Origin of the sequence: Mesorhizobium sp. BR1-1-6 (assembly GCF_020165355.1) — a bacterium.
Lineage (GTDB): Bacteria > Pseudomonadota > Alphaproteobacteria > Rhizobiales > Rhizobiaceae > Mesorhizobium.
Genome location: NZ_JAIUHZ010000005.1, coordinates 340,367 through 366,716 on the forward strand (window position 1 = coordinate 340,367; position 26,350 = coordinate 366,716).

General features: G+C 63.8%; 27 protein-coding genes and 1 tRNA gene. 10 read left to right on the forward strand and 18 right to left on the reverse strand.

What is annotated here, in order from left to right; translation table 11 throughout:
* The first annotated feature begins 1 nt into the window (after window position 1).
* Genes cobS through LB545_RS13640 form a run of 3 tightly spaced genes read left to right on the forward strand, consistent with a single transcriptional unit; the run spans window position 2 to window position 2,116 of the window.
* A complete protein-coding gene (gene cobS / locus LB545_RS13630) occupies window positions 2–778 on the forward strand; it encodes an adenosylcobinamide-GDP ribazoletransferase (protein WP_224705233.1) in 777 nt (258 codons plus the stop codon).
* Between the two features lie 24 nt (window positions 779–802).
* Entirely contained in the window at window positions 803–1,813 is a 1,011-nt protein-coding gene (cobT, locus tag LB545_RS13635; protein WP_140559570.1) for a nicotinate-nucleotide--dimethylbenzimidazole phosphoribosyltransferase, read from the forward strand.
* Window positions 1,814–1,852: 39 nt separating this feature from the next.
* A complete protein-coding gene (locus LB545_RS13640; RefSeq protein ID WP_140516441.1) occupies window positions 1,853–2,116 on the forward strand; it encodes a hypothetical protein in 264 nt (87 codons plus the stop codon).
* A gap of 137 nt (window positions 2,117–2,253) precedes the next feature.
* Here the strand turns inward: LB545_RS13640 and LB545_RS13645 are convergent.
* Window positions 2,254–2,329 (reverse strand) — tRNA-Lys (locus LB545_RS13645).
* Between the two features lie 107 nt (window positions 2,330–2,436).
* On the reverse strand, window positions 2,437–3,369 hold the full coding sequence (locus LB545_RS13650) for a PhzF family phenazine biosynthesis protein (protein WP_140495414.1): 933 nt from the start codon (window positions 3,367–3,369) through the stop codon (window positions 2,437–2,439).
* A gap of 130 nt (window positions 3,370–3,499) precedes the next feature.
* Between LB545_RS13650 and LB545_RS13655 the strand changes: the two genes are divergently transcribed.
* The 3 genes from LB545_RS13655 to LB545_RS13665 are packed head-to-tail and all read left to right on the forward strand — an operon-like array spanning window position 3,500 to window position 6,724.
* Window positions 3,500–4,792: an efflux RND transporter periplasmic adaptor subunit gene (locus tag LB545_RS13655; RefSeq protein ID WP_224705234.1), complete on the forward strand. Its 1,293-nt coding sequence runs from the start codon at window positions 3,500–3,502 to the stop codon at window positions 4,790–4,792.
* 4 nt (window positions 4,793–4,796) lie between these two features.
* The gene (locus LB545_RS13660; protein ID WP_140564194.1) at window positions 4,797–5,504 is read left to right on the forward strand and encodes an ABC transporter ATP-binding protein; all 708 of its coding nucleotides are present in this window, start codon (window positions 4,797–4,799) and stop codon (window positions 5,502–5,504) included.
* A 2-nt stretch (window positions 5,505–5,506) separates the two neighbouring features.
* On the forward strand, window positions 5,507–6,724 hold the full coding sequence (locus LB545_RS13665) for an ABC transporter permease (RefSeq protein WP_140521160.1): 1,218 nt from the start codon (window positions 5,507–5,509) through the stop codon (window positions 6,722–6,724).
* Between the two features lie 24 nt (window positions 6,725–6,748).
* On the opposite strand, the gene LB545_RS13670 is transcribed toward LB545_RS13665, so the two are convergent.
* Genes LB545_RS13670 through LB545_RS13680 form a run of 3 tightly spaced genes read right to left on the reverse strand, consistent with a single transcriptional unit; the run spans window position 6,749 to window position 8,915 of the window.
* A complete protein-coding gene (locus LB545_RS13670; RefSeq protein ID WP_140495406.1) occupies window positions 6,749–7,057 on the reverse strand; it encodes a PIN domain-containing protein in 309 nt (102 codons plus the stop codon).
* A gap of 25 nt (window positions 7,058–7,082) precedes the next feature.
* Window positions 7,083–7,799, reverse strand: coding sequence for a hypothetical protein (locus LB545_RS13675; protein ID WP_140495404.1), 717 nt, complete (start codon window positions 7,797–7,799; stop codon window positions 7,083–7,085).
* 3 nt (window positions 7,800–7,802) lie between these two features.
* On the reverse strand, window positions 7,803–8,915 hold the full coding sequence (locus tag LB545_RS13680) for an endonuclease/exonuclease/phosphatase family protein (protein WP_140564195.1): 1,113 nt from the start codon (window positions 8,913–8,915) through the stop codon (window positions 7,803–7,805).
* 188 nt (window positions 8,916–9,103) lie between these two features.
* Here LB545_RS13680 and LB545_RS13685 point away from each other — a divergent pair, with 188 nt between their 5' ends.
* Window positions 9,104–9,673, forward strand: coding sequence for a BA14K family protein (locus LB545_RS13685; RefSeq protein ID WP_140564196.1), 570 nt, complete (start codon window positions 9,104–9,106; stop codon window positions 9,671–9,673).
* Window positions 9,674–9,742: 69 nt separating this feature from the next.
* On the opposite strand, the gene ilvC is transcribed toward LB545_RS13685, so the two are convergent.
* The 3 genes from ilvC to LB545_RS13700 all read right to left on the reverse strand — a co-directional run bounded on the left by ilvC (window position 9,743) and on the right by LB545_RS13700 (window position 12,050).
* Complete coding sequence (gene ilvC, locus LB545_RS13690) at window positions 9,743–10,762, reverse strand: ketol-acid reductoisomerase (RefSeq protein WP_140495398.1); 1,020 nt, start codon at window positions 10,760–10,762, stop codon at window positions 9,743–9,745.
* 25 nt (window positions 10,763–10,787) lie between these two features.
* Window positions 10,788–11,438 carry a TetR/AcrR family transcriptional regulator gene (locus LB545_RS13695; protein ID WP_263482980.1) on the reverse strand — a complete coding sequence of 217 codons (651 nt, stop codon included), beginning with the start codon at window positions 11,436–11,438 and terminating at the stop codon, window positions 10,788–10,790.
* 153 nt (window positions 11,439–11,591) lie between these two features.
* Window positions 11,592–12,050, reverse strand: coding sequence for a MarR family winged helix-turn-helix transcriptional regulator (locus LB545_RS13700; protein WP_140516702.1), 459 nt, complete (start codon window positions 12,048–12,050; stop codon window positions 11,592–11,594).
* Between the two features lie 100 nt (window positions 12,051–12,150).
* Here LB545_RS13700 and LB545_RS13705 point away from each other — a divergent pair, with 100 nt between their 5' ends.
* Entirely contained in the window at window positions 12,151–12,888 is a 738-nt protein-coding gene (locus LB545_RS13705; protein WP_224705235.1) for a glutathione S-transferase family protein, read from the forward strand.
* A gap of 79 nt (window positions 12,889–12,967) precedes the next feature.
* Here LB545_RS13705 and LB545_RS13710 read toward each other — a convergent pair whose 3' ends face one another.
* Entirely contained in the window at window positions 12,968–13,378 is a 411-nt protein-coding gene (locus LB545_RS13710; protein WP_140495388.1) for a winged helix-turn-helix transcriptional regulator, read from the reverse strand.
* 134 nt (window positions 13,379–13,512) lie between these two features.
* On the opposite strand from LB545_RS13710, the gene LB545_RS13715 reads away from it, so the two are divergent.
* Window positions 13,513–14,406: an SDR family oxidoreductase gene (locus tag LB545_RS13715; RefSeq protein WP_224705236.1), complete on the forward strand. Its 894-nt coding sequence runs from the start codon at window positions 13,513–13,515 to the stop codon at window positions 14,404–14,406.
* Window positions 14,407–14,445: 39 nt separating this feature from the next.
* Here LB545_RS13715 and LB545_RS13720 read toward each other — a convergent pair whose 3' ends face one another.
* The 3 genes from LB545_RS13720 to LB545_RS13730 all read right to left on the reverse strand — a co-directional run bounded on the left by LB545_RS13720 (window position 14,446) and on the right by LB545_RS13730 (window position 18,290).
* Entirely contained in the window at window positions 14,446–15,486 is a 1,041-nt protein-coding gene (locus LB545_RS13720; protein ID WP_224705238.1) for an SDR family oxidoreductase, read from the reverse strand.
* A 40-nt stretch (window positions 15,487–15,526) separates the two neighbouring features.
* Complete coding sequence (locus LB545_RS13725; RefSeq protein WP_140495382.1) at window positions 15,527–17,446, reverse strand: potassium transporter Kup; 1,920 nt, start codon at window positions 17,444–17,446, stop codon at window positions 15,527–15,529.
* Window positions 17,447–17,549: 103 nt separating this feature from the next.
* Complete coding sequence (locus LB545_RS13730; RefSeq protein WP_140564199.1) at window positions 17,550–18,290, reverse strand: pyridoxine 5'-phosphate synthase; 741 nt, start codon at window positions 18,288–18,290, stop codon at window positions 17,550–17,552.
* Between the two features lie 112 nt (window positions 18,291–18,402).
* Here LB545_RS13730 and LB545_RS13735 point away from each other — a divergent pair, with 112 nt between their 5' ends.
* A complete protein-coding gene (locus LB545_RS13735) occupies window positions 18,403–18,804 on the forward strand; it encodes an STAS/SEC14 domain-containing protein (RefSeq protein ID WP_140521265.1) in 402 nt (133 codons plus the stop codon).
* Here the strand turns inward: LB545_RS13735 and LB545_RS13740 are convergent.
* The 6 genes from LB545_RS13740 to LB545_RS13765 form a co-directional block, all read right to left on the reverse strand.
* Window positions 18,797–19,924: an ATP-dependent RecD-like DNA helicase gene (locus LB545_RS13740; protein ID WP_224705240.1), complete on the reverse strand. Its 1,128-nt coding sequence runs from the start codon at window positions 19,922–19,924 to the stop codon at window positions 18,797–18,799. The genes LB545_RS13735 and LB545_RS13740 overlap by 8 nt on opposite strands.
* 140 nt (window positions 19,925–20,064) lie before the next feature.
* Complete coding sequence (locus tag LB545_RS13745; RefSeq protein WP_181168352.1) at window positions 20,065–20,427, reverse strand: nitrile hydratase accessory protein; 363 nt, start codon at window positions 20,425–20,427, stop codon at window positions 20,065–20,067.
* Entirely contained in the window at window positions 20,414–21,073 is a 660-nt protein-coding gene (gene nthB, locus LB545_RS13750) for a nitrile hydratase subunit beta (protein WP_224705242.1), read from the reverse strand. The genes LB545_RS13745 and nthB overlap by 14 nt, the downstream gene beginning before the upstream one ends.
* The gene (nthA, locus tag LB545_RS13755; RefSeq protein ID WP_224705245.1) at window positions 21,070–21,693 is read right to left on the reverse strand and encodes a nitrile hydratase subunit alpha; all 624 of its coding nucleotides are present in this window, start codon (window positions 21,691–21,693) and stop codon (window positions 21,070–21,072) included. Before nthA ends, nthB begins: the two co-directional genes overlap by 4 nt.
* Before the next feature lie 73 nt (window positions 21,694–21,766).
* Window positions 21,767–24,928: an efflux RND transporter permease subunit gene (locus LB545_RS13760; protein ID WP_224705247.1), complete on the reverse strand. Its 3,162-nt coding sequence runs from the start codon at window positions 24,926–24,928 to the stop codon at window positions 21,767–21,769.
* Window positions 24,925–26,211: an efflux RND transporter periplasmic adaptor subunit gene (locus LB545_RS13765; RefSeq protein ID WP_140495370.1), complete on the reverse strand. Its 1,287-nt coding sequence runs from the start codon at window positions 26,209–26,211 to the stop codon at window positions 24,925–24,927. The genes LB545_RS13760 and LB545_RS13765 overlap by 4 nt, the downstream gene beginning before the upstream one ends.
* Window positions 26,212–26,350 lie beyond the last annotated feature (139 nt).

Genomic DNA, 26,350 nt, shown 5'->3' on the forward strand with positions numbered 1-26,350 from the left:
CATGAAGTTCCCGAAGGTCACCCTTTCGCCCCGGCAAATCCCCAGCGATGTTGCCCTCTGCCTGGTCTTCTTCACCAGGCTGCCCTTGCCCGTCATCGACTTTCGCGGCCGCAGCCTTGCCGCCGCGATCTGGGCCGCCCCGGTCGCCGGCCTCGTCGTCGGCCTGATCGGCGCCATCGTCTTTGCCACGGCGGAACGGTTTGGCCTTGCCATCGGGTCGGCGGCAGCCCTTGCCCTGGTTGCAACCGCGGTCACCACCGGCTGCCTGCACGAGGACGGGCTGTCCGATGTCGCCGACGGTTTTGGCGGCGGCAACACGCGCGGTCGAAAGCTGGAGGTCATGCGCGACAGCCGAATCGGCGCCTACGGCGCCATGGCGCTGGCGCTGTCGCTGCTCATCCGCTGGAGCGCGCTGTCGGAATTCGTCGATCCCACACAAGCTCTCTTCGCGCTCCTGGCCGCCCATGCGGCCTCGCGCGGCGTATTCGGCACCTTCATGCATCTCTTGCCCCCGGCGCGCGACGATGGCCTCTCGGCCGGCGCCGGCACCGTCTCGCGGGAAATTGCCCTCGCCGGCGCCGTGCTCGGCGCCATCCCGCTCCTCCTGCTCGGGCTTGGCGGCGCCATCGCGGCGCTTATCCTGCTCGGACTGCTGTTTGCCGCCGTCCACGCGCTTTGCCTCAACCAGATCGGTGGCCAGACCGGCGACACGATCGGCGCTATGCAACAGGTGAGCGAAATCGCGGTGCTGCTCGTCGCTTCCGTAGCCCTTTCCTGACTCTGTTTCGGAGAATTTCCTTCCATGCCTTTCAAATCCCTAGATGAACTGCGCGCTGCTTGCCTCGACCTGCCTGATGGCGATGACGCCGCCGCGAGCGCGGTCGCTCGCCGCCAGGACACGTTGACCAAGCCGCAGGGCAGCCTCGGCCGGCTTGAGTCCATCGCCGCGTGGCTGGCGCGCTGGCAGGGCCGCGACATGCCTAGGCTCGAGCGGGTGAAAGTTTTCGTCTTCGCCGGCAACCACGGCGTTACCGCCCAAGGCGTGTCGGCCTATCCTTCGGAAGTCACGGTGCAGATGGTGGCGAATTTCGCCGGCGGCGGTGCGGCCATCAACCAGCTCGCCCGCATCGCAGGCGCCGAACTCGATGTCATTCCGCTCGATCTTGACCATCCGACCGGCGATTTCACGCAAACGCCGGCGATGGACGACAAGGCATTTCTTGCCGCCGTCTCGGCCGGCTACGATGCGGTGACTGATGATCTCGATCTCGTCTGCTTCGGCGAGATGGGTATCGGCAACACCACGCCGGCCGCCGCGATCTCGGCGGCGCTGTTCGGCGGCGGTGCCGAAAAATGGACCGGACGCGGCACCGGCGTCGACGATGCCGGCCTCGAGCGCAAGGTGGTCGCCATCGAATCGGGCCTGGAGCGCCATGCCGCTGTTCTTGCCGATCCACTGGGGATTGCCATGGCGCTCGGCGGCCGCGAACTCGCCGCCATCTTCGGCGCCACGCTTGCCGCCCGTCACATGGGCATACCGGTGCTACTTGACGGCTTCGTCTGCACCGCAGCCGCAGCACCTTTGGCAAAGCTGCACTCCACAGGCCTTGCTCATACGATCGCCGCCCACGTCTCGGCTGAATCGGGTCACCGCGGCCTGCTCGAAGCGCTCGACCTGCCGCCGCTGCTCGACCTCGGCATGCGGCTCGGCGAAGGCTCCGGCGCTTGCCTCGCCGTCAACATCGTCCGCTCGGCGCTGGAGTGCCATGCGAGGATGGCGAGCTTTGCCGAGGCCGGCGTGTCGGAGAAGTAACATCTTCCGGTTGTAGCGATTCTCGAATAGATCTGGTGGATGAAAAAGCTTCACCCGGCTGCCGCTGCTATGACTATCGCCGTGCTGCTTGCTGGTGTGCTTCGGCACAGTGGATATTCAACTTACGGCCCGATCGACACCGCAATTCTCGTTGTTTTTCTGGTTTTCTTCTGGTGGCTCATCAGCGATTTCTCAGGCGGAAAGGCCGCCATTGATGCCGACGACGGTCGGAGCGCGGACAACGGCATGGCTTTTCGGTTCGGCAGGTTTCTGAGCCGCGTTTTTCGGCGCGGCCAATCGTAGTCTTTGACCAAGCTGCAAAGTCCCGCGTCTCACCTGGCCAACGGCGGCCGGGTTGCGAAGGCAGCCAAACACTGATGAACGAGCGCGGCAATTGAACCGGCCTATTCAGGGTCTTTCCACCAAGTCTTTGAAGAATTTGGTGGGTGCGCACAGGATTGAACTGTGGACCCGCTGATTAAGAGTCAGCTGCTCTACCAACTGAGCTACGCACCCACTCGGCCGGCAAAAACCGGCGTTGGCGGGCATATAGCCGCCGATGCCGGTCCTGTCCAGCCCTGCCGGAATCATTTCCCGACAAATCGCCGAAGTGACGCAGATGGTCAGACGAACAGCTTGCCTTCCGCCACCTTGACCGCGTTGCCACCGATGCGCGCCGAGACCAGTTTTCCGCCCTGTACACTTAGTTCCAGGCGGATACGCGAGGGCCGCCCCATCTCCAGCCCCTGTTCGATCCACAGCTGCGAAACGCCATCCGTCGGAGCGTCGAAATGCATGACGGCGCCGGCGAAAGCCGCCGCCGCCGAGCCGGTCGCCGGGTCCTCGTAGGAAGGCGTGCCGGGCACGATCATGCGCACATGGAAGGCGCTCTCGTGGTTCACCGTCTCTCGGCAATAGACATAGGGACTGGCAAAGGCCCATTCGCTCTTGCGGGGCGCCAGTTCCGACCAGGCCTGGTTGTCGAGCCGGATCCGGCCGGCCGCCTCCAGATTGGCCACCGGTATGGTCACATAGGGCACGCCGGCTGACCAGAACGCGACGCGGTGATTCTCGAAACCGATCTCGTGCGGCGCCAGGCCAAGGGCGGCGCCGATCGCCACCGGGTCGGCTTCGAGCTTCAGCGGCTCCGGCAGCTTCGCCAGGTCGAATTCGGCGAAGGTGGCGCCATCGTGCTTGCTGACGGCACAGCGCACCGGGCCGATGTTTTCCTCCAGCACGAAAATGCTCGCAGCGCCGTCATTGTCGGCCATTTCAGCGAGCGCGATATCGGCCAGTTCGGCCAGCGCGATCGCCGAGCCCACGGTCGGGTGGCCGGCGAAAGGCATTTCATAATCGGGCGTGAAGATGCGGATACGGGCGCGGTGCTTGGGATTGTCCGGCGGCAGCACGAACACCGATTCCGACAGGTTGAACTCTCGTGCGATGGCCTGCATCGCAGCCGTGTCCAGTCCGCCGCTGTCCAACACCACCGCCAGCGGGTTGCCGGCCAGCCGATCGGTCGTAAACACATCGTAAAGCAAGTAATCGCGTCTCATGGAGGAAACCTTCCGCTTTGATCCGAATTTCTGCCTCAATCCCAACATGAGCGAAATTTAATTTGATATTCGAACCATTAGCACTGATCTGTGCACTCATAGGGACTTATTGCGCTTCAGGGGGTCCGGCGTGGACCAGATTGTCAATCTGCCAAAGACGGAATCGGATTCCGCCATCGAGACCGCGCTCGGGCTCGACCAGACGGGGCGGCGCAAGAATCGCCGCCGCGGCTGGCTCTATGCGCTGCTGGCGCTGATCGTCCTTGTCGCGGCTTTTGCCGGCTACCAGTGGTATGCCGGCTCGCCGGTCAAGATCGACTATACGACGGCGCCCGCCGCCAAGGCCGACCTCACTGTCGAGGTTTCGGCGACCGGCACCTTGCAGCCCCTCACCCAGGTCGACATTTCCAGCCAGCTCTCGGGCATCATCCGTTCAGTCTCGGTCAACGAGAACCAGCGGGTCAAGAAGGGCGATGTGTTGGCCGCGCTCGACACCGCCAAGCTGCAGGTGCAGATCGAACGCGCCGAGGCATCCGCCAAGGCGGCCGCCGCCAATGTCGCGGACGCCACCGTGACGCTGGCCGAGAATGAAAGCGCGCTCGTGCGCGCCGCCGCCCTCACCAAGCGCGGCATGGCCACCGACCAGTCGCTCGAAGCGGCGACCGCGACCCGCGACCGTTCGAAGGCAGCGCTCGATAGCGCCGAGGCCAATCTCGCCATCGCCAACGCCGACCTGAAATCGCAGCAGACCGACCTTGCCAACAGCACCATCTATGCGCCGATCGACGGCATCGTGCTGACGCGCTCTGTCGACCCCGGCCAGACGGTCGCCTCCTCCTTGCAGGCGCCGGTGCTGTTCATCATCGCCGCCGATCTCAGGAACATGGAACTGGTGGCGGCGGTCGACGAAGCCGATATTGGCGCGGTGAAGCCGGGCCAGCATGCCCGCTTCACCGTGGATGCCTTCCCGGAGCGGCCGTTCGACGCCGAGATCCGCGACATCTCCTACGCCTCGGTCACCACCGACGGCGTCGTCACCTACAATGCGCGGCTCGAGGTCGACAACAACGAGCTGTTGCTGCGCCCCGGCATGACGGCCACTGTTTCGGTCGTCACCCGGCAGGCCAAGGACGTGCTGACCGTCCCCTCCTCCGCCTTCCGCTATCGTCCTGCGCAGCAGGCCGCCCGCGGCTGGAGCCTGAGCGACCTGTTCACCGGCCGCATGGGACGTCCCGGCGGCAATCGCCAGCGCCAGGCGGCAGCGCCGCCGACCGACGGCTCACGCATGCTCTACGTGCTGGAGAAAGGCCGTCCGCATCCGGTCAACGTCAGGATCGGCTCGACCGACGGCGAGCTGACCGAGATCACCTCGGGCCTGTCAGAGGGGGCGCAGGTCATCACGGCCTCGCAGCAGCGGAGCTGACGCCGTGGCGATGGGCGCCCCCCTCATCACCTTCGACAAGGTCTGGAAGAGCTACGGCCATGGCGAAGCCAAGGTGCACGCGCTGGCCGGCGTCGACCTGGCGATCCGGCGCGGCGAATTCGTCGCCATCATGGGCCCGTCCGGCTCCGGCAAATCGACGGCGATGAACATCATCGGCTGCCTCGACACGCCGACCGCCGGCACCTATTCCTTCATGGGCGTCGATGCTGGCCGGCTCGACCGCAACCGCCGCGCCATGCTGCGCAACCTCTATGTCGGCTTCGTCTTCCAGGGCTATAATCTGCTGGCGCGCACCACGGCGGCGGAAAATGTCGAACTGCCGCTGATCTATCGCGGCGTGGCCGGCCGCGAGCGCCGCGATCTTGCCATGCAGGCGCTGGCGCAAGTCGGCCTTGTCGGTCGCGAGCATCACACGCCGGCCGAGCTTTCCGGCGGCCAGCAACAGCGCGTGGCGATCGCGCGCGCCATCGTCACGAGGCCGACGCTGCTCGTCGCCGACGAACCGACCGGCAATCTCGACACTGCCCGCACGCACGAGATCATGGAGTTGCTGACGCAACTGAACAAGGAGCTTGGCCTGACCATCACCATGGTCACCCACGAGGCCGACGTCGCCGAATATGCCGAGCGCACGGTGCGCTTCCTCGACGGCCATGTCGCCTCCGACACCATGACCGTCGAGGTGGCCTGACAATGCTCTGGGAAACCGTCCGCCTCTCCTTACGCTCGATCCGCCGCAACATGCTGCGCTCGTTCCTGACCTTGCTCGGCATCGTCATCGGCGTCGCCGCGGTCATCGCCATGCTCACCATTGGCGCCGGCACCACCGCCAAGGTCAAGGACGACATCGCCAAGCTCGGCAGCAATCTTCTGGTTGTGCGCTCCGGCCGCCCGGCCGGTCCCGGCGGCCCGGGCGGGCTCGACCAGGTCGTCCGTCCGCTCACCGAAAAGGATCTTGCCGCGCTCATTGCCCATCTGACAGGCGCACGCGCCATTTCGCCGGCCTCGCAGAAGCAGGTCCGCGTCATCTTCGGTACCGAGAGCCTGACCTCCGGCGTCACCGGCACCGACAGTGCCTATCTCGATGCTCGCGACTGGAAACTGGTCTCAGGCCGTTCGTTCAGTGAGTCCGAGACCCGCTCGGGCACCGGCGTATGCCTGATCGGCGAGACGGTGCGCCAGCAGTTCTTCGGCGCTGGCGACCCTGAGGGCGAAATCATCCGCGTCAACCGCACCTCCTGCAAGATCATCGGCCTGCTCGAGCCGAAGGGCTATACCGGCTTCGGCCAGGACCAGGACAATGTCGTCTTGATGCCGCTGCATGCCTATCAGCGGCGCATTGCAGGCAACCGCAACATCGACAACATCTACGTCGCCGCCGACGACCGCACGCCCACCAGCGAGCTGCAGCCGCGCGTCGAGGATATTTTGCGCGACGCCAGACGCCTCACGCCCGACCGCGAAAGCGATTTCGCGATCCGCGACATGACCCAGATCGCCGACGCCATGGCCAGCGCCACCACCACCATGACCGGGATGCTGGGCGCGGTCGCCGGCGTCAGCCTGCTGGTCGGCGGCATCGGCATCATGAACATCATGCTGGTGTCGGTCACCGAGCGCACCCGCGAGATCGGCATCAGGCTCGCCATCGGCGCGCATGAAAAGCACATCCTCATCCAGTTCCTGGTCGAGGCGACGGTGCTGTCGCTGCTCGGCGGCATCATCGGCATCCTGATCGGGCTCTCGCTGGCCGGTCTCGCCTCGGCGACGCTGGCCATTCCCTTTGCGCCGAGCCCGGCAGTCATCCTGCTCGCCGTCGGCTTTTCCGCGCTGATCGGCATGGTCTTCGGCTTCTTCCCGGCGCTGCGCGGCGCCAGGCTCGACCCGATCGACGCGCTGCGGCATGAATAAGGCGATTGGAAAGCAAAGGCGCGGCTACGACGCTGTTTCCCAGGGATTGATCGTATTCAATCCGGCGGCCGCGAATGGGCCGGTGTCGCGGGTGGCGACCGTAAGACCGTTTGCTGCGGCCGTGGCCGCGATGTAGGCATCCGCATTGCCGATCGCCTTGCCTGAGGCTCTCGCCTTTACCATGAGGTCGGCATAGGCGCGCGACGCGTCGAGGTCGAAAGGCAGAATGCGGCCTGCAAACAGTGGCAACACATCCTGATCGAGACGATTGTCCGCGCACGCACCCGATGTTTGGGGTTGCAGGCAGCCACTCAGACCTTCGTATGCCGGCATTGGCGATCAGCACGGAAGGTAAGGTTTAGTCCGCGTTCGCAAAATGCCACTCGATCAGCGGCTTCATGTGCGGCATCAGCCCGTGCGGCAGGTCGGCGGCGTGGCGGATGATGACCGGACCGACGATCTCCGGTTCGGCCTCGGTTGCGACGAAGGCCGAGATGCGCCGCGCGATCTCCTCGGCGGGCTCGGGAACCCGGTATCGGCGGAAGATCACCGTGCCGCTTTCCGTCGACAGGGCATGGTAATGCAGGCCGCGTGCGGCGCCTGAAATGTCGAGGCCGGTTTCTTCCCGCACCTCGCGGATCATATTGAAATCGACATCGACGAGGCCATCGCGAAAATCGGCCGGTTCGAAGGAACCGGCGGCGAAATAGACGCGGCCGGCAGTAACGGTGTGGGCGGCCATGCGAATCGCCACCAGCGCATTGTCGCCGGCCACGAGCATGGCATGGGCATAGGCGTGCTCGGCGCCCGAATTCTCGCGCCGCTTCCGCCAGAGCATGAAGGTGGAGTAGTTGACCGCGTGGCACCGGCCGACGAGGCGATTGTCGCGCCAGGCAAGTCGCGAGAGCAGCACCACGGGACCGTCGAACAGCGCGGGGTTGGCCGCGATCTCGTGCTGCCAGTTCGCGGCGATCGCCTCGGCATTGTCCAGCGCGAAAGGATGCGGGCCGGGGTCGAGCCTGACATCGACGGCGTCGACCGGCAAAATGACATTGCGCGGCAGGTCGAAGCTCACGGTTCAGGCCATGTCCAGCGTGATCGCCACCGGACAATGGTCCGATGCCTTCGGCCGGTCCCAGCCGGCGCGCGGAAAGCGCTCCACTTCCTGGCCGGCAGGAAAGATCGTGCGCCAGGGCTGGCCGTTGCGGATGATGTCCGGGACGGCGGTGGCGTTCTTAGCCGCCAATCCCTTGGACAGCAGGATATAATCGAGCTGGCACAAATGCCGCTCTTGCGGCCCACGCGTGTGGTAGAAGGTCCAGCGGTTCATTTCCGGCCGCCTCTCGACCACGTTTTCGCAAAAACCGCCGGCCGTCAGCACGTTGATGCAGGACAGGTTCTCGTCGACCACCTCGAAACGATAGCCGTCGAATTCGTCGCCGGCGATCTTCACGCGCTGGCGGTAATCGTTCATGTCGCCGCAGATCGCCCAGCGCTTGTCGGCTGCATGATCTGCCCCGAAGCGCTCCTCGATGATCCGGCGCACCGCCTGCGCCTCCGCGATGCGGATCGGCATCGTCGCTTCACGCCCGTCGAGCCCGTTGCGGGGCGAGCCCATCGACTTGAAGTGCACGAGATAGAGCGTCAGCGGCGAGCCGCCCACGGTAATGTCCACTTCCAGGCAGTCGCGCCGGAAGATGCGTTCATTGGGCTGGTTGCCGAGCGCCGCCAGCTCCGGCGTGTGCAGCCCGAACTGTTCATAGGTCACATAGGCGTGGCTGGTCATGCGCACGAATTCGATGGGCTGGCCCTGCGCGGTCTCGCTGCGCATCATCACGGCGACGTCGATGCCGCGCGAATCATTGCCGGCAGCGGTGTACTTCTGGCGGTAGCCCTGCCCCACCATCTTGAAAAGATAGCCATATTCGAACGCCTTGAGGGCTTCGATATTGTCGACCTCCTGCATGCAGATGATATCCGCGCGCGTGGCCGCTATGGCCAGCGCCGTCAGCTGCCGCATGTCGTCCGACTGCGCGATGGCGCGGGCCTGCTCCAGCATCTTGTACTCGGCCTCGCTCTGGATATCGAAGAGAGCCAGCGTCCGGTCCTCGTTGAGCTGGTTGCGGTATCCGGAGAAATCGAACCTGTTCATCAGGTTCTCGACATTGAAGGTTGCAAGACGCAGCGACATATCATGACCTTTGCCCGCAAGCGCGGCAGAAAACAAGGCCGGGCAACCACCAGCTGGAATCGATTGATCCTGGCGCGCCTCGCGCCATGGTTGAGGGAACCATTCCGTTCATCCGCCGTTCAGACGCAAAGACCCACAGTGGGCCCATCCCAGGGTCGGCGTGGGGCCTGTTCTCTTGGAGAAGTGCAATGAACGCGCTCTTTTCTTCCACAGTCAAATCCGGGCTGATAGCGCTCGGTATCTTCTCCGGCATCACGGCACCATCCGCTGCCGGACCAATCCTTCAGCCGGAGCTGTCGATCCCAGCCAGCACCGCGGCGCCGACGGTCACGCCTGTGCGTGACAGCTGGGCCGGCGGCAACAACCGGAGCTTCAACAACGACTGGAGATGGCGCCGGTCGGGCGGGTGGAACCACGGCAATTGGAACCGCGGCGATTGGGGCGGCCGTCACTGGAGCGGTCGTCGCTGGAACGGCGGCGATGATTGGCGTTGGCGCCGCCACCATTATCGCGGCCGCTACTATGATGACAGCGCCAGCGCCGCGATCCTGGGGCTTGGCTTGGGGCTCGGCCTCGGCAGCATGTACAACAACTACAATTACTACGATGCACCGCCGCGCCGCTACTATCGCGCCGGCCGGCTGTCGAGCGCCCATGTCCGGTGGTGCTACAATAGATACCGCTCGTATCGCGCTTACGACAACACCTTCCAGCCCTACAACGGCCCACGCCAGCAGTGCTACTCGCCCTATCGCTGAGCCAGGCCGCACAATCCTGCAATAAAAAACGGCGCCGCGCGGCGCCGTTTCTTTTGGAGCGTGGATCGCTCAGTTCTTCGCCTTGTCGACCAGCTTGTTCTTGGAGATCCACGGCATCATCGCGCGCAGCTTGGCGCCGACTTCCTCGATCTGATGGCTGTCGTTGTTGCGGCGGATGCCCTTGAAACGCGACAGGCCGGCACGGTATTCCTGCATCCACTCCGAGGTGAACTTGCCGGTCTGGATATCCTTCAGCACCCGCTTCATCTCGGCCTTTGTCTCTGCGGTGATGATGCGCGGCCCCGAGACATATTCGCCCCATTCGGCGGTGTTCGAGATCGAGTAATTCATGTTGGCGATGCCGCCTTCATAGATCAGGTCGACGATCAGCTTGACCTCGTGCAGGCACTCGAAATAGGCCATTTCGGGCGCATAGCCGGCTTCCACCAGCGTCTCGAACCCGGCGCGGATCAACTCCACCAGGCCGCCGCACAGCACGACCTGCTCGCCGAACAGATCGGTCTCGCATTCCTCGCGGAAATTGGTCTCGATGATACCCGAACGGCCGCCGCCGACGCCGCAGGCGTAGGAGAGCGCGAGGTCGAGTGCGTTGCCCGAAGCATCCTGGTTGACGGCGACCAGGCACGGCACGCCGCCGCCCTTCTGGTATTCGCCGCGCACCGTATGGCCGGGCCCCTTCGGCGCGATCATGACGACGTCGACCGTCGACTTCGGCTCGATCAGGCCGAAATGCACGTTGAGGCCATGCGCGAAGGCGATTGCCGCGCCGTCGCGGATGTTCGGCGCGATCTCGTTTTTGTAGATGTCGGCCTGCAATTCGTCGGGCGTCGCCATCATCATCAGGTCGGCCCATTTGGCGGCGTCGGCCACGCTCATCACCTTGAGCCCGTCGGCCTCGACCTTCTTGGCGGTCGCCGATCCGGCCTTGAGGCCGATGGCGATCTCCTTGGCGCCGGAATCCTTGAGGTTGAGCGCATGCGCCCGGCCCTGGCTGCCATAGCCGATGATGGCGACCTTCTTGCCCTTGATCAGGTTGAGATCGGCATCACGATCGTAATAGACGCGCATTTTTGTCTTCCTTCCCGTTTGAAGATCAGAGGCCTTGCGGCCCGGTTTTTGCTCCGAAAAGAGCGAGAAACTGCTGCGTCGCGCGGACGGCATCACCGCCGATCGCCGCCTCAGTCAATTCCAGCCGGTCGCCAAGCAAGAGACGGATCTGCACGTCGCGGGCGACCAGCCCGAAAAACGTACGGAACGCCGTCTCGGCGTCCGAGAAATCGAGCAGCCCGGCCTGGCGGCCGGCCTCCAGCACCGGCTTCAGGCGCTTGGCGAGGGCAAAGCGCCCGTTCTCCAGCACCACCGCGCCAAGATCATCCTTGCCCGAACCGGCATGGCCGACCGCCACCCGGTTGAGTGCGATCGAAGTGTCGCTGGAAATGACCTTCAGCCAGTCGGAAGCAAATCGCTCCAGGCTCGCGGCCAACGACGCAAGGTCGAGCCCCCTGCCGTCGACCGCCGTCACCCGCACCTTCGAGGCCTGCCATTGCACCGTCGCCGTCAGCAGTCCGTCGCGGTCGCCGAACCATTTGTAGAGCGTTTCCTTGGAGCAGCTCGCCCGCCGCGCCACTGCGGTCATGGTCAGATTGTCGCCCTCTTCGACCAGCAGGCGGAGCGCTGCATCCAGGACCGCCTTCTGACGCTCCGTCAGCGCTTCGCCGTTGTCGATATCGGCATTTGCCTGCAACACGCTCTGTTCCCGTTTGATGGTAGAGCCGTAGATCGCCCGAGCTCAGTACCGTACGTTACGGTTCGGCATATTGCGCAATCCGAAGATCGGCGCAAGGCCAAAATGACGAAATGTCTTTCCCGTGTCCCCGCAGCCGCGCAACGCGTATGTTCAGTCGCCGGCTGGCGGATCGCGCAACCGCCCGAGCAAGGCCGATACCGTGTTCAGTTCTTGCGGCGAGAGCTTGTCGCCAACCAGCTCCGCGATCGACCTGCCATAGACGGCCCACATACGGCGGCGCGTCTCTCGTCCCTTGGCCGTGATGCGGACGGTTTGGCCGCGGCCGTCATCAGCCACCGGCAGCTTCTCGACAAACCCATCGGCTTCAAGTCGGGCCAGCAGCCGCGAAATATTATACTGCGCGAACAGGGTTCGTTCGATCAGCTGGAACGGCCGCAAGCCGCCCTCGCCCGCCTCAGCGAGTTCGTGCAGCACGTCATACCAGGCAAGCGGCGGCAGGCCGCCTTCCTTCAGCGCGTCTTCGGCACGTTCCACCAGCTGGCGTGATACCCGCATCAGGCGTGCCCAGGTCTTGATGGCCTCCGGCGATGGCATGGCTGTCTCGATCATGACGGCATCATAAGAGATAGATGCAATTGCATCAAGCTTGACGACCAATGCATTTGCATCTAGATAGATGCGAATGCATCGATATTGAGAGGCAAATCCGATGAAGCATGCCAACACCCTCATTCTCGTCAGCCATCCCCTTTGCCCCTATGTCCAGCGTGCGGCGATCTCGCTGACCGAGAAAGGCGTGCCGTTCGAGCGCGTCGACATCGACCTCGCCAACAAGCCTGACTGGTTCAAGGCGGTCTCGCCGCTCGGCAAGGTGCCGCTGCTGCGCGTGCAGCGGGGGAACGATGAGACGGTGATCTTCGAATCCGCCGTCATCCTCGAATTCCTCGAAGAAACTGAGGCCAATCCCCTCCACCCGGCCGACCCCTATGCCCGTGCCCGGCATCGTGCCTGGATCGAGTATGGCTCAGCCATCCTCAACGCCGTCGGCCGGTTCTATTCGGCGTCGACCGAGGCAGGATTCCTTGCCGAGTCTCGGACGCTGTCGGAAATGTTCGATCGTGTGAAGACCGAATTGGCGGGCGAAGCCGGCCGGACTGGACCATGGTTCGAAGGCGGGCGCTTTTCGCTCGTCGACGCAGTCTACGGCCCTGTCTTCCGCTACATCGATACCTTCGACCGGATCGGCGATTTCGGCATTCTGGACGGCAAACCGCTCGTCCAGGCCTGGCGCCAGGCATTGAGTGGACGCCCGTCCGTCAAGCATGCCGTGGCGCAGGACTATCCACTGCGCCTGCATGCCTTCCTGCGGGCGAAGGGATCGTATCTTTCGACGGTCATTCGCAAGAACGATCCGGCCAGCGCGCTTCCGCCAGCCCAGTTCGCCTGAACGGATGGACCACCGTGCCGGCCACCATTGAGGCGAGGAACTGCGGCGAATGCGCGGCGTCGCGGCGCCACCCCGCGGCTTATGCCTGGGCGGCATCAAAATCCGCACGCGCTTCGCGCACCGCATCATGGTTGAGTTCGGCCCATAGGATCAGTTGATGAAAGGCGCCGAACATCGAGCGCCCGAGATCGGTCAGGCTGTATTCAACGCTCGGTGGTTTGGTCGGGAACACTTCACGATGCACATAGCCGTCGCGCTGCAAATCATGCAGTGTCTGGGTCAGCATGCGCTGCGAAATGTCGGGCACCAGCCGCCGCAACTCACCGAAGCGATACGGCCTTTCAGCCAGCGCCATCACCAGCAGCGATCTCCATTTGCCGCTGACGCCCTGGATGACATTGCGAACCGGACAGTCGGCAAAATTACCGCCCCCGCTCATCGCTTTGTAGGTCTCCAGCTTCGATTTCAGATTGGTGACCTTGCCGTCCATCGCTGGTTCCCTGGATGTGCCTACCTCCCGAAAAACTGCCTCCTTTACGGTGGCAGGTCAATTCCTATTTTAGTGCTGGTCTCTTTCTGAGACCACTAGAGCACCCGCCGCTTCGGCACAAATCAGGATCTCCGATGACCGAAACCCTTCTCGTCACCGGCGCCTCCGGCCAGCTTGGCCGCGGCGTCATCCGCTATCTCCTAGACGCGCATAAAACTCCGCCTGCAAAGATCATCGCCACCACGCGCAATCCCGAAAGCCTGGCAGATTTGGCGGTGCGCGGCGTCGTTGTCAGGGCCGCAGACTTCAACGACGCCATTTCGCTGGAAACCGCATTCAAGGGCGCCGACAAGGCGCTGATCATTTCGACCGGCGATCTCGATCTCAAAAGCGGCAAGCGCCTGAAGCAGCACGAGAATGCAGTCGCGGCGGCCAAAAACGCCGGCGTTTTGCACCTGCTCTACACCTCGATGCCCAACCCGGAACCGGTGTCACCGGTCCTGTTTGCCGGTGACCACTACAGCACCGAGCAGGCAATCAAGGCGAGCGGCATCCCCTACACGATCTTCCGCAACGGCTGGTACCAGGAGAACCTGTTCATGGCGCTGCCGCACGCGATCGCCTCGGGGCACTGGTACACGTCCGCCGGCGAAGGCCGCATCGCCCATGGCGCACGCGAAGACATGGCAGCGGCGATCGCCGCCGGTCTCGCTTCTGGCACGACCGACAACAAAACCTACACGCTGACTGGCCCGCAAGCGTACACGACGGCAGAGATCGCCGCCCTCGTCAGCGAAGTCACCGGCAAGCCGCTCGATGTCGTGCAGGTTTCGGATGATGTCCTGACCGAAGGGGTAAAGGCATCAGGCGTTCCCGAGGATTTTGCCGGTGTCATCGTTTCCTTCGACGTCAACACGCGTGCCGGCCGCATCGCCATGGTGACGGACGCGATCGAGATGCTTTCCGGCAGGACGCCAAGGACGTTGAGACAATTCCTCGAGGCGAACAAGGCTGCCCTGGCAGGTTGAAATCCACGCGGCGGGAAGTCTGTTCTCGACTTTCCGCCCCTACTTCGATGCTTTGATCAGGCCGTGCCGAATAAGGCTCTCTCCGGTCGCAGCCAGCGCGTCTTCGCGCGAACGCGGCTTCCAGCCGAGCATGCGAACCGCCTTGGCATTGGTGGCATTCTTGACCTTGCCCAGCTCAGGCACGAGCTGCGCGACTTCCGGATTGAACAGTCCCACCATGCGCACCAGCCAATCGGGAAGCTCTCTGGTCGAAACGCGCTTCGCCGCGTTGCCGAGCCGCTTTCTCAAGGTTTGCGCGATTTCCCGCACGGTCATGAAATCGCCGGCCACCGCCAGGAAGCGCTCGCCATTGGCAGCTGGATCGGTCATGGCGCGGACATGCAGGTCCGCCACGTCGCGTGCATCGACGGCGCCGAAGGACAGGCGCGGCAGCCCCGGCATGGCTCCATTCATCATGCGTTGGACAAATTCGGTGGAGGTCGAATGGTCGGAGCCAAGCACAGGCCCGAAGATGCCGACGGGGTTGACGGCAGCAAGCTCCAACCCGCCACCCTCGGCGGCGATAAAATCCCAGGCCGCGCGCTCGGCGAGCGTCTTCGACTTCACATAGGCGCTGACCCTTCCCATCGGATCGGTCCAGTTCTCCTCGGTGAACGGAGGGCCGTCGGGCGGCATCTTGCCGTAGCCGACAGCCGCGAAGGAGGACGTCAGCACGACGCGTCTGACGCCGGCATCTCGTGCCGCCCGCAGCACCCGCAACGCGCCTTCACGGGCCGGAATGATCAGCTCGTCATCATGCTTGGGCACGCCGGGCGGGAACGGCGAGGCGACATGCAGGACATAGTCGCAGCCTGCAGCGGCTAGCGGCCAGCCGGCATCGCTCATGAGATCGGCGATTGCAAAGGAGAGCCTGTCATCCGGCTCGACGCCACCTGCCTTGAGCATGGCCAGGACATCGGCTTGCCGCCTGGCCGAGCGCACGGTGGTGCGCACGCGGTAGCCCGCCTTCAGCAGTTCAAGGATACAGTGGGCGCCGAGAAAGCCAGATCCGCCGGTGACAAGCACCAATTCGCCGCTCATGCCCGTCCCCCGAAGCGTCAGCCCAAGGCGATCGAGACAGTCAGATCGCCACCTGCGTGCCGATCTCTACCACACGGCCGGTCGGTATCTGGAAATATTCGGTGGCGTCGGCCGCCGTGCGCGCCAGCCCGATGAACAGCCGGTCCTGCCACACCGGCATGCCGGAATTGGGCGAGGCTTTCAGCGAGCGCCGGGACAGGAAGAAGGACGTCGTCATGATGTCGAACTTCCAGCCTTGCTTGCGGCAGATCGCCAGCGCGCGCGGGATGTTGGGCTGCTCCATATAGCCGAAGGTCAGCGTCACCCGCATGAACAGCTCGTTGACCGTCTCCATCTTGACCCGGTCGCTGTCAGGCACCACCGGCTGCGGCGCGGTTACCACCGAGAGGATCACATTCTGCTCGTGCAGGACCTTGTAGTGCTTCAGGCTGTGCATCAGCGCGGTCGGCGCGCTGAGCGGATCGCTGGTCAGGAACACCGCGGTGCCGGATACCAGCTGCGGCTTCTTCTTCAACAGATTGCCGGCCAGGAAATCGAGCGGGATCTCGTTGCGGCGGGTCTTGTCGAAGAGATAACGGCTGCCGCGCACCCAGGTCCACATCGCCAGAACGATGGTGAAGGCCACCGCCAGCGAGGCCCAGCCGCCTTCGAACACCTTGACGATGTTGGAAGCAAAGAAACCGACATCGATGAAACCGAACAAGGCTGTCATCGCGACAGCCACCCACAGCCGCCATTTCCAGATGCGGGTCATGACGACAAACAGCAGCACCGTGGTCACCAGCATGTTGCCGGTCACCGAGATGCCGTATGCCGAAGCCAGCCTGCTGGATTCGCCGAAGCCCACCACCAGCATCATCACCACCAGCGCCAACAACAGGTTGACGCGCGGCATGTAGATCTGGCCGGACTGTTTTTCCGACGTGTGCAGGATTTCCAGCCGTGGCAGCATATTGAGCTGCACCGCCTGCCTGGTCAGCGAGAATGCGCCTGAAATCACCGCCTGGCTGGCGATCACCGTCGCGGCGGTCGCCAGCACCACCATCGGGATCAGCGTCCAGCCTTCGTTCATTTCGAAGAAGGGATGGCCGACCACGCCGTTCTTGGCCAGCACGAAGGCGCCCTGGCCGGCATAGTTGAGCAGCAGGCAAGGGAACACGATCGCCAGCCAGGCGAGCACGATCGGCTTGCGGCCGAAATGGCCCAGATCGGCATAGAGCGCTTCGGCGCCGGTGACCGCAAGGAAGATGGCGCCGATGGTGACGAAGGCGACATCGGGCGAATTGATCAGGAAGGCGACGATATAGTGCGGGCTGATCGCCCACAGGATTTCCGGGTCGGCGATGATATGGTTGAGGCCGGACAGGCCGATGGCCAGGAACCAGACCGCGGTGATCGGGCCGAAGATCAGCGCCACGCCGCCGGTGCCGAAGCGCTGCACCGAAAACAGAACCGCCAGGATGACCAGTGTCAGCGGCACGACATAGGGCTGGAAGGTCGGCGTGACGACATTCATGCCCTCGACCGCCGAGAGCACCGAAATTGCCGGGGTTATGACGGCGTCGCCGAAGAACAGCGAGGCGCCGACGATACCGATGCCAAGGATGATCGCCGAGCGCTTCGGGAAACTGCCGCGCGCCAATGCCATCAACGACAGCACGCCGCCTTCGCCGCGGTTGTTGGCGCGCAGCACGAACATGATGTATTTGATGGTGACGATGATCGTCAGTGACCAGATGATCAGCGAGAGAACGCCAAGAATGTCGCCACGGTCGGCCACTTCGCCGCCCGACGACGCCACCAGCGCCTCGCGGAACGCGTAGATCGGGCTGGTGCCGATATCGCCGTAAACAACGCCGAGCGCGCCGAGCATCAACACCTTGGTGCTGTGCTGCTCGATTTCAGGATGGCTCGATTGTTCGACGGTTTCTGCCTCACTACCAGTGTTGGCAAGGGCCATGAACGACACTCCGATAAGCGGGCGGTGCTCTACGCTTGCTGCGATGCAATATCAAGTACCGTCGCGTTATGGCTGCCATGCTTTGCACGCGAGGCTGCCACCATTACCACCCGCAAGCCCTGAGAAAGCGGCCCACCGTGCCGGCCATGCCATACTCCAACGCGTCGGCTGTCAACCCATGTCCGATCGACACTTCGGCCAATGCCGGAACGCGTCGCGCCAAGGCCGGCAGGTTGCTCACCGTCAGATCGTGCCCGGCATTGACCTCAAGGCCCGCAACAAAGGCCGCATCGGCCGTTTTTCCCAGTCTTTCCAGCTCCTTGGCCGCCTTGGCGGAATCGGCATGGCAACTGCCATAAGGTCCCGTGTAAAGCTCGATGCGGTCGGCGCCGGTATCGCGCGCGGCGTTTATGCCGGCAGGATCCGCATCGGAGAACAACGAGACCCGGAAACCGCCCTTCTTCAGGCGTCTCACGATCGGTGTCAGGAACGCTGCATCGGCGATGAAGTTCCAGCCATGGTCCGACGTTGCCTGGGAGGGATCGTCGGGCACCAGGGTCACCTGTTCCGGCTGGTGCTTTTCCACGAGCGCCAGGAAATGCTCGGTCGGATGGCCCTCGATGTTGAATTCGGCCCGCGGGAACTCATCGTCGATCAAGGCCCTGATCTCAGGCAGGTCTGAAAGGCGGGTATGGCGCTCGTCCGGGCGAGGATGCACCGTCAGCCCATGCGCTCCCGCCGCAAGCGCGATGCGGCCAAGCCTGATCACATCAGGCCACGGCAGGTCGCGCCGGTTGCGCAGCATGGCGATGGCGTTGAGATTGACGGAAAGCTTTGCGGGCATGGCTTCGGATCCTGCTCGATTTCGGCGCATCTATACCGCCTTTGACGGGAACAGATAGGGGGTTTCCGGTGTTCCAGAAGATCGCATGACGTTTGTGAAAGGATACGATCCCTTGAATTTCCTCGAAGCCGTGCCGGCAATCCGGCGCATCGATACGGACCGTGAGGATCTCTTCGCCATCGATATCGTCGGCCATGTCTCGGCGGCCGACGCGGAAAACCTGTTCGGCCTGCTCGAAGCGGCTTACGCGCTTCACCCGCGAATCGATGTGCTGGTGCGCGTGATCGATCATGACGGCGTCGACTGGAGCGACATATCGGACGAGACGCTGCGACAGGGCGCGGTCCAGGCCGCAGAGCATATCGGCCGTTGTGCCGCGATCGGCGAGCCGGACTGGACGGCGCAGGCGCGAGACTTCCTCCCTACCCCGCCGCCGGTCGAACTCAGGCATTTCAAAGACGAGGCCGATGCCTGGCAATGGCTCGGCGCCAGGCAACTGGGCTCCGCTACCTGACGATCGTCAACCGTTCGGCCGCCCGGGTGATCGCGGTGTAAAGCCAGCGCTGGCGCGTTTCCTTGAACGCCCAGCTTTCGTCGAACAGCACGATCTCGTTCCACTGCGACCCCTGCGCCTTGTGCACGGTCAGGGCATAGCCATAGTCGAAATCATCGAACCGCTTCTTCTGCTGCCACGGGATATCGGCGTCGGGATCCTCGAACGCCGCCTTGAGCAGCTTGATCTTGGCGACACCGCGGTCCGGATCATCCTCTTCGGGCGACACCAGAAGGTTGATGCCAGGTTTCACCGTCTCGCGCGACGAGGTCATCACCTTCCACAGCGAGCCGTTGAGCAGGCCCTTGGCGGGGTCGTTGCGCAGGCACACCAGCTTGTCGCCGGCCTGCGGATAGTCGGCATTGAACCCCTTGAGCTCGCGCAGGCGCTGGTTGTAGCGGCGGCGCGTGCGGTTGGTGCCGACCAGCACCTGGTCCGCCCTCAGCACTAGGTCCTGGTTGACGTCTTCCTTGCCGATCACCTGCGCAGTGCCGTAGTCGCCGCGCATGAATTCGCGCCCCTCGCGCACGTCGAGCGCCAGCCGCAGGATCGGATTGTCGCGCGCCTGCCGGTGGATTTCGGTGAGCAGGAAATCCGGCTCGTGGTCGGTGAAGAAGCCACCGCCCGAGATCGGCGGCAACTGGCCGGGATCGCCCAGCACCAGGATCGGCGTGCCAAAGCTCAAGAGGTCACGGCCAAGCTGCTCGTCGACCATCGAGCATTCGTCGATGATGACCAGTTTCGCACGCGAGATCGGGCTCTGCCGGTTGAGCGAAAAAGTCGGCGACATCGACGTCTTGCCGGTCACCTCGTCTTCGACCGATTCCTCCCCCTTGGGCCTGTAGATCAGCGAATGGATGGTGCGGGCATTAACCGCGCCCTTGGAGCGCAGCACCTGCGCCGCCTTGCCGGTGAAGGCGGCGAACTGCACCTGGCCGTCGACATGTTCGGCGAAATAGCGCGCCAGCGTCGTCTTGCCGGTGCCGGCATAGCCGAACAGCCGGAACAACTGCGGCTTGCCGTCCTTGAGCCAGCGGGCAACTGCTTGCAGCGCCTCGTCCTGTTGGGGTGAAAATTCCATCTGATCGTGTGACCGGATTCGCGAGGGAAAGACAAGATAGCCGCCACCGCCATCGGCGCAGCCTGGTGGCAAACTCCCTACGCTTCAGCCTATCAGGCGAGGACGGGAACGTAAAGGGAACGGGCGCCATGTCCGCGCGATCACCTGACGGCGTGCGGATCGTTCTCCAGCAGGATCGGCTTGCCGTGCGGCGTGGCGTGCGCGGCGCGCTCCCAGGCCCGTGCCATCGCATCGACATCGGGCTTGGCGGCCAATCCTTTCGACGCCAGCAGCGTTTCCAGCGCCGCCAACCAATGTTCGTAATAGTCATGGCCGTCAGCCCCGGCGCCGGGTTTCTTCACTTCGGCCGACAGTGCCTGCGCCCACTCGCTCCACGAAAACAGGCCCTTGTCGTGCAGCGCCACCGTCATCGCGAAGGCTTCGGCCTGCCAGGGCTCGGCGAAGACGGGCGCATCGAGGCCGGCGGGCAGACCGGCAGGCCCGTTCGCCTCAGGCCGGTTCAAGATAGCTCTCCCAGGCATCGATGGACACGGTCAGCGTCGGATCGGCCCCGTCGCCCCAGATCTCGGCTCCGTCGAAAACCACCGTATAGACCCATTGCGGGTTCTCGCCCTGCCCATGCGCGTTGGTGTCGGGGAACACAAAGCCGTCGCGCACCGCTTCGATCCTCCCATGCTTGCCGCGCGCGTAGCGCGGCAACCTGGTGTGGCCGATCGGATTGAAATTCCTGGTCCGCACGCGGTCGCCGGCCCTGAACCGCGGCGCCGTTTCGACCGGCCGGTTGCACGGAGCGCCCTTGGCCAGCACGGCCGGAACGTCATCGGCCTTCAGCACTCTTTTGGGCGTCGCCGCCGGATCGATCGCCTCGCCTGCCTTGAGATCACGCTCGCTGACGAAACCATGGCGCTTGAGCAGGGTTTCCAGCGCCTCGATCCAGATCTGGTAGTAGCTGGAGGCATAATAGTCGGCCGGATGCAGCGATTCCCGCGCATGCCGGCTCTCATCGATATTCCAGGCACCCATTGCGCCGGCGGTGAGCGTCACGCCGAGCGCCCGCCGCTCCCAGTCGGCATGGAAATACGGCTCGTCCCGTTCCGGCGCCACCGGTCCGAATCCCATCTGTCCGCCGAGATCCTGCGGGCCGTTCATGCCGGGCCCCCTGTTTGTTCCGGTTTTTGGGCCAGCGCAGTGCCGATCATCGCATCGCGGCTTACCAATTCGGACAAGCGCTCCTCACTCCAGCCTTCGGTTCCTTGAGGCCGCATCGGGACGACGAGATAGCGTAACTCCGCGGTCGAATCCCAGACGCGTATCTTTGTTGAGGTCGGCAGCGTCAGCCCGAATTCCTCAAGCACGCCGCACGGATCGATGACCGCGCGCGAGCGATAGGGCGGCGCCTTGTACCAGACCGGCGGCAGGCCGAGCACCGACCACGGATAGCAGGAGCACAGCGTGCAGACGACGAGATTGTGAGTCTCTTCGGTGTTGAACACCGCCTGCATGTGCTCGCCTTGCCGGCCGGTATAGCCCAGCGATCCGATCGCCGCCGTAGCATCGCGCTTCAGCCAGTCGGCAAAAGCGGGATCGCTCCAGGCCTTGGCCACCACCCTCGCGCCGTTGCGGGGACCGATCTTAGTCTCGTAGGTATCGACGATGACATCGATCGCGGCCGGATCGATCAATCCCTTGCGGGTGAGAATGGTTTCCAGCGCGCGCACGCGAGCGGCAAACGGATCGAGTTCGTTGTCGTGGTCATGATCGTGGGACATGGCCACAAACTACGGCTGCGATCCGCCGGCCGCAAGCATGACGACTTGGGCCAGTGGGCGCGACGCGGATACACTACTCCGCGGCCGTCTTTTGCGGCTCGCTTCGGATTTCGTCATCATCGTCGAACAGCGAAGGCTGATCCCCCGCTTCGACCAGATGCAATTCGGGCTTGCGCTTCGGCATCAGCCCGACCAGCCAGCCCGAGAAATTTTCCATGTAGACATAGATTACCGGTGTGACGAACAGCGTCAGCGCCTGCGAGGCGAGCAGACCGCCGACAACGGCGACGCCCAGCGGCTGGCGCAGCTCCGCGCTGGCGCCCGTGCCGAGCGCGATCGGGAACGTGCCCATCAAGGCGGCCAGCGTCGTCATCATGATCGGCCGGAACCGCATCAGGCAGGCCTTGTGGATGGACTCGGTGGCCGACATTCCTTCTCGTCGCAATTCGAGCGCGACGTCGACCATCATGATGCCGTTCTTCTTGACGATGCCGATCAGCATCAGGATGCCGATCACCGCGATAACGGACAGGTCCATGCCGGCGAAGCGCAAGGCGACAACCGCTCCCAGCACAGCCGATGGCAAGCCTGTGAGGATCGTGAGCGGATGGATGAAGCTCTCATAGAGAATGCCAAGCACGATATAGATGGTGAGGATCGCGCCGCCGATCAGCAGGCCCTGGTTGGCGAGCGAGTCCTGGAAGGTCTTGGCCGTGCCGGCGAAGCTGGTCGAGATCGTCTCCGGCATGCCGATCTGCTCCTTGAGCGCGTTGATGCGGCTCACGCTGTCGCCGAGCGCCACGCCTTGCGGCAGATTGTAGGAGATCGTCACGGCCGGAAGCTGGCCGAGCTGGTTGACCGTCAAGGCGCCGGCCGTGCGATCGACCCGGGCGAAGGCGCCAAGCGGAACCAGCGAGCCGCTCGCCGTCCGCATCTGGATGGCCAGCATCCGCTCCGGGGACCACTCGATCTTGGGATCGAGCTCGGTGATGACTTCGTAGCTGTCGGCGGAGCCGAAGATCGTCGAAACCTGGTCGGTGCCGAACCCGCCATAAAGCGCCGAGCGCAGCGTGTCGGTGTCGATGCCGAGCTGGGCCGCCTTGTCGCGATCCACCACCAGCGTCGCCTGCAGCGCATTGTTCTGCAAATCGCTGGTGACGTCGGTGAAGGTCGCATGATCGGCCGCCATCGCGTCATTCAGTTTCTGCGCCCAGATGTCTGTCTGGCCGGTGTCGAGGCCCTGAACCACGAGCTGGTAGGCGCTGGCAGACGAGCGCGAACCCAGCCTCAGATTCTGCACAGGCTGCATGTAGGTCTCGATGCCTGCGACGCCGGCCAATTGCTTGCGCAGATCGGCAAGCACCTTCTCGATATTGGGCCGCTGGTCCTTGCCCTTGAGCTGGACGAAAAGCTGCCCCTGGTTGAGCGCATTGTTGCCGCTGCCCGCCGACCACGCAACATGGTCGACATAGGGCGAATGCGAGAACACGCTGGCCACCTGCCCCTGCAGCTTTGCCATGGCGTCGAACGAGATGTCCTGGCGCGCAATGGTCGTCACCGATATCTGGCCGATATCCTCCTGCGGGAAAAAGCCCTTCGGCGAGACCTCGATCAGCCACACCGACGCCGCCGCGGTGCCTATGAAGACCAGGAACACCAGGAAAGTGTGCCGCAGGCAGAAGCTCAGGATCCGGTCGTAGCCGCGGGTGATGAAATCGCGCCTGTGGCCATCGCCATGCGCCTCGCGGTCGGCCTTGGTCACCGACAGCAGCCGCGAGCACAGCATCGGCGTCAGCGTCAGCGACACGAACATTGACGCCAGGATGGCGACCGTCACCACGACGGCGAACTCGTTGAAGATGCGCCCGATGACGCCGCCCATCAGAAGCACCGGGATGAACACGGCCACGAGCGAGATCGAAATCGAGATGATGGTGAAGCCGATTTCGCGCGCGCCCTTCAGCGAAGCATCGAACGCCGACAACCCATCCTCCTCCATATGGCGGAAGATGTTTTCCAGCATCACGATGGCGTCGTCGACGACGAGGCCGACCGCAAGCGTCAGGCCCATCAGCGAGATGTTGTCGATGGAAAAGCCGAACAGGAACATCGCGCCGAGCGTGGCGATCAACGAGATCGGCACCGCCACGGCCGGGATGATGGTCGCCGTAACGCGGCGCAGGAACACGAAGATCACCATGACCACCAGCGCGATGGTCAACAGCAGCGTGAACTGCACGTCATCCACGGCCTGGCGGATCGAGGTCGAACGGTCGTTGAGCAGCTTGATCTGGGCGGCGGCCGGCATCTGGTCCTGGAAGGACGGCAGCATCGCCTTGACCTTGTCGACGACATCGACAGTGTTGGCGTCGGGCTGGCGCTGCACCGCCATGATGATCGCGCGCGTGCCGTCATACCAGCTTGCAGTCGTCGTGGTCTGCACCGAATCGACGACGCGTGTCACCTCGCCCAGCCGCACCGGATGACCGTTCTTGGTGGCGATGATGAGGTTGGAGAATCCGGCGGCGTCGGTCAGCTGCGTATTGGCCGTGATCGTCAACTGCTGTTTGTTGTTCTTCAGAACACCCAGCGGGGTGTTGGAGTTGGCGGATGCGATCGCCGCCTGCAGCTGGTCGATCGAAATGCCGCGCGCGGCAAGCGCGGTCGGGTCGATCTGGATGCGGACTGCATATTTCTGCTGGCCGAAGATGGAGACCTGCGCCACGCCGTCGATGGTCGACAGCGACGGCGAGATGACGTTTTCGGCGAAAGCATCGAGATCGGTCAGCGGAACCGTATCGCTGACCAGCGACATCAAAAGGATCGGCGCGTCGGCCGGATTGACCTTGCGATAGCTCGGCGGCGAGGTCATCTGCGGCGGCAGCGATCTTTGCGTGCGCGCGATCGCTGCCTGCACGTCCGCGGCCGCGGCATCGATGTCGCGGTTGAGCACGAACTGGATGGCGATCGAGGTCTGGCCGAGCGAGTTGGTGGTCGAGATCGAATCGATTCCGGCAATGGTGGCGAATTGCTTGATCAGCGGCGTCGCCACCGACGTTGCCATCGTTTCCGGCGAGGCTCCGGGTAGCTGAGCCGAGACGTTGACGACAGGGAATTCGGCACTGGGCAGCGCGGCCACCGGGAGGAACTTGTAGGCGAACAGCCCGCCCAGAACGAGGGCGAACGACATCAGGAGGGTGGCGACAGGCCTGCGAATGCAGAACTCGGAGATCATTGGGCCGCCTCGCCGGCCTTGTCCGCTTGCGCGATCTTGGGTGCTGCCTGGTCGCCGGATCCGGCGGATGCGTTGCCTTCGTGCACGGCAGCCCCGTTCTTCAGTCGCGTCTGGCCTTCGATAACAACCTTCTCGCCGCTTTTCAGGCCATCGCTGATGGCGGCGCTCTGACCCACGGTCAGCGCCACTTGCACCGGCCGCATTTCGACTGTGTTGTCAGGCTTGACCACATAGACGAACGGCCCCTTCTGGCTGGGCTGCACCGCGACCGTGGGGACGGACGTCATCTGCGGCATGATGCCGGCGTCGAGCACGACATTCACATATTGGCCCGGCCACAGCGACAGATCGGCGTTGGGTATGCTGGCTCGCGTTGCGATGGTGCCGGAAGCGGTATCGACGCTGGAATCGACGAAATCGAGCGTGCCCTTGCCAATGGGTGTCGGGTCGCCGTCCTGGGTCAGGGTCACTGCCCCTTGCTGTGGCTTTGCCAGTGCCTTGTGCAGCAGCGCAAGGTTGCTTTCGGGCAGGTTGAAGTTCACCTGCAGCGGATCCATCTGGGTGATGGTGACGAGCGGGGTCGAGGTGCTGCTGCTGCCATTGCTCGTGGTCACGAGATCGCCCACGGCAACGTTGACCGCGCCAAGCCTGCCGGAAATCGGCGCGGTGATCCTGGCAAAGCCAAGCTGGACATTGTCTGCATCGATTGTCGCCTTGTCGGCATCGACAGTCGCTGCCGCCGCCTTCTGCGCGGCAACGGCCTGGTCGTAGGTCTGCTGCGTACCGGCCTGCTTGGCGACAAGATCCTTGGCGCGCTGAAGATCGGAATTCGAACTGGCAAGCAGCGCCTGATCCTTGGCGAGCGTCGCCTGATCCTTGGCGAGTTGCGCCTTCAAGGCACGGTCATCCAGCGAAAACAGGAGATCGCCGGTTTTCACCATCTGCCCGTCCTTGACGTCGATCGACACGATCTGGCTGGACACGCGCGCGTTGATGCTGACCACGGCGGGAGAGGAGACGAAGCCGATGGCGTAGCGCCGGACCGGGAAATCGGCCGTCGTTGCCGTGGCCGAGATGATCGAGGCCGAACGGGCGCCAGTGCCGCCAGCCGCCTGCTTGCCCCCTGCCTGCGGATCCTGGCTATCCGACGCCGGCTTGTCCGACGCGACCTGATTTACACCGATGATCTGCCGGGCCCTGCTCAGCGCATCGGGAGACAGATAGAGCCAGGCCGCGCCTGCGCAGGCGACCGCAAGCAATGAAAGAATGACTTTTCCACGCATCGACAAAAGACCCTCTCCGTCCGACACGCCATAGCCAGGTGGTCGTATTCTAGCTCAAATCACGACGCCCTGCCGCGATTTCGCTGAATAGATAGGACAGGGCTTTGGCGGAAAAGGGCCAAAACACGGCATTACGAAG